The 3,573-nt window shown below is 39.9% G+C and carries 2 protein-coding genes; both read left to right on the top strand.

The window, feature by feature from the left end; translation table 11 throughout:
• Positions 1-420, top strand: a 420-nt coding sequence (locus A0J48_RS26585; protein ID WP_200327564.1) for a site-specific integrase, incomplete at its 5' end; no start/stop codon positions are given.
• Between the two features lie 173 nt (positions 421-593).
• A partial coding sequence (locus A0J48_RS26580; RefSeq protein ID WP_200327563.1) for a Tn3 family transposase occupies positions 594-3,573 on the top strand: 2,980 nt, incomplete at its 3' end.

The raw sequence follows: 3,573 nt of genomic DNA, 5'->3' as shown, positions 1-3,573 counted from the left end.
TGGTGTTTTTATAGTGACGATGCCGCCCAATCCCTAGATAAATATTTAAAATACTCACGACATCAAAACAAACAATCCAGCAAAAATAACTCACATTCCCAAAATTCTAGCAACGCATTGTTCACAGCACAACATCCAGTCACCCTCAAAATCAGTAGAATCAGCTATCACACATTACATGATTATTGGCGACAAATAACCAACACATATCCGCAACTTCAAGGAATTCGTATTCACGACTTACGGCATACTTATGCTACAGAAAGAGTAGGATTAATCAGCATAGAAGAATTACGTTCATTAATGGGACATGAAAGCATTCAAACAACATTACGCTATGCAGTAGTAACATCCCAAAAAGCTGAATCATCAGCACGTTACGCCCTAAATATGCTCATCCAATCAGAAACTAAAAGCTGATAAAATCCCCTCACATTGGTCATTATCCACCAGAAAATTCCGCAATCAAACAGCTTTTTTAACTCATAACAAACTGTGTACCCCAAAGAAGGTAGAATACTCTTTGGTTGAAGAGTGAGGGATAAACCAGTCCAGGCAGTTTTCACCCAAATAGTGCTAAATTTATCATTTAAATGACCGGAATAGAACGTACTGCCTACCCCCGCTTTAAGCAACATCCCACTGCCAAAGAACTAGCAGAACTTTATACACCTACCCCCGAAGAAATCAAATTTGTCAAGTCTCGCGTTCGCACACCAGAAGGTCTTCTCTGCTTCATGGTCATGTTGAAATCATTTCAGAGACTTGGTTATTTTTCCCATCCCGCATCCGTACCAGTAGCCATTATTAAACATATCAGGTCTGGACTCAAACTACGTGAATCCGTCAAATCTATCCCCACAGAACGACAACAACGTAATTACCAGCAAGCAATATTAGAATACTTAGAAGTTAAAGCTTACAACAAAATAGCTCAAAAATTCATCATACTCGTCGTATCCACAGCAGCACAAGTAAAAGACCATCCCGCAGATTTAATCAATATTGCCATTGAAGAATTAGTCAAAGAAAGATATGAATTACCAACATTTAACACCTTAGATAGATTGGTACGTCATGTCCGTGCAGTTACAAATAACCAATTATTTACACGAGTATCTAATAGCCTATCACCCACAGAACAAACTTATTTAGACCAACTATTATCAAAAGACAATTCTCAATCAACTGCCACACTCAATCTTCTCAAATCTCCCCCTAAAAGTGCCAAACTAAAACACATCAAAGAACTACTATCTAAATTCAACCAATTGATGACCTTTGGTGATGCCAAACGTTTACTATCAGAAATTGCACCCGCTAAAATTAAACTTTTAGCCCTCCAAGCTATAGCTTTAGATATATCGGAATTTCAAGACTTAAAACTCAGCAAACGCCGGACAATACTCCTATGTTTACTATACCAGGCACAAGTCAAAACCCGTGACCATCTAGTAGAGATGTATCTGAAGCGGATTCTGAAAATTCATAACAATGCCAAAGAAAAATTAAAAGAATTGCGGGAGAAACATCTAGCCCAAACCTCGGAATTATTAGGAACACTAGGACAAGTTTTAACCGTCTCTCATGAAAGTAAACATGAATCTCAGGATGAGTTAGCGACTTTGGGATACCAAGTTCTACAAATTTTTCAACAACAAGGAGGGACAGAATTATTATTACAAAAGTATTTAGAGGTAGCAGCTTATAATACTAATAATTATTTGCCATTGGTTTGGCATTATTATAAAGCCCATCGTCCCTTACTGTTTGATTTAGTACGTTCTTTAGATATTCATTCGACTTCTGCTGATGAAACAGTGATGGATGCCTTGATGTTTGTGTTAGACCATGAACATAAACGCGGGAAATATTTACCTTTTGATATTGAGTTAAATTTTATTAGTAATAATTGGCGTTCTTTGGTTTGCCAAGAAGTTGATGGGGTAGAAATGTTGGTACGCCCACAATTGGAAGTTTGTATATTTTCTTATCTAGCTACGGAATTAAGGACTGGTGATGCTTGTGTTGTTGGTTCTGAAAGTTACGCTGATTTTCGAGAACAATTGCTGAGTGAAGGTGATTATGAACCACTACTGGAGGATTATTGCCGTCAACTAGGTTTTCCTGCCAAACCTGATGATTTTGTGGAGTTTTTACGTCAGGAATTGATGTGTGTTGCTCAGGAAGTGGATTTATTGCTCAAAGATGGTCAGCAGGTAATAATTAATCAAGATGGCACGCCTGTACTGAAACGAATTGCATCTCCATTGAAACTGGAAGGGGTTGAGGAGTTAGAGGAGATGTTGCGCCAGAAAATGCCGGAACGTGGGGTTTTGGATGTGCTGTGTAATGTTGAGCATTGGTTGAACTGGACAAGGCATTTTGGACCACTCTCAGGGAATCAGGCTAAGATGCGTCAAGCTACTGAACGTTATATTTTGACTACTTTTGGGTATGGGTGCAATTTAGGACCTAATCAAACTGCCCGTCATACTAAGGGTTTTGTCACTCCCCATGAGATTTCTTATACTAACCGTCGGCATATTACTGCCCAAACTTTGGAGGCGGCAATTCGAGATATTATTAATACCTATAATCGCTTTAGTTTACCTACGGTGTGGGGAACGGGAAAGAAGGCGGCGGCTGATGGAACGAAGTTTGAGATTTACGAGAATAATTTACACAGTGAGTACCATATTCGCTATGGCGGTTATGGTGGTATTGCTTATCATCATGTGTCTGATAAATATATTGCTTTGTTTACCCATTTTATTAGTTGCGGTGTCTGGGAAGCTGTGTATATTTTGGATGGGTTACTGAAGAATACTTCGGATATTCAACCGGATACGTTGAATGCTGATACTCAGGGACAGTCTGCACCTGTGTTTGCTTTGTCTTATCTTTTGGGTATTAATTTGAAGCCACGCATCCGTAATTGGCAGGATTATACTTTTGTTCGTCCTGGTAAGGAGTGTGTTTATAAGTATATTGACCCGTTGTTTAAGGGTGTGGTGAATTGGGGTTTGATTCAGACTCACTGGTATGACATGATGCGGGTGGTGCTGTCGATTAAGGTGGGGAAGGTGATGCCTTCTACTTTACTACGTAAGTTGGGTAGTTATAGTCGCAAGAATCGTCTGTATCAGGCTTTTCGGGAGTTGGGGCTGGTTGTACGGACTATTTTTTTGTTGCGTTATATTTCGGATGCGGGGATGCGGCAGGAGATTACTGCTTGTACGAATATTGTGGAGGAGTACCATAATTTTGTGAAGTGGTTGTTTTTTGGTAAGGATGGTGTGATTACGGAAAATGACCCGGTTGAGCAGGAGAAGCGGTTTAAATATTTGGATTTGGTGGCTAGTGCGGTGATTTTGCAGAATACGGTGGATATGTCTTTGGCGATTCAGGCTTTGACTATGGAGGGGTATCCGGTGAGTCATCGTTTGGTTGCGGCTTTGAGTCCTTTTGTGACTCGGCATCTCAAGCGGTACGGTGATTATGTGGTGAATCTGCACAATGTTCCTCAGCCGTTGGAAGTGGCAATTTCTTTGCCTCCTGAAATTTTTCAAA

Source organism: Sphaerospermopsis aphanizomenoides BCCUSP55 (assembly GCF_001586785.1).
Classification (GTDB): Bacteria; Cyanobacteriota; Cyanobacteriia; order Cyanobacteriales; family Nostocaceae; genus Sphaerospermopsis_A; species Sphaerospermopsis_A aphanizomenoides_A.
Note: the sequence above shows the minus strand (reverse complement) of the source record. Positions and strands in the feature narration are given on the sequence as shown.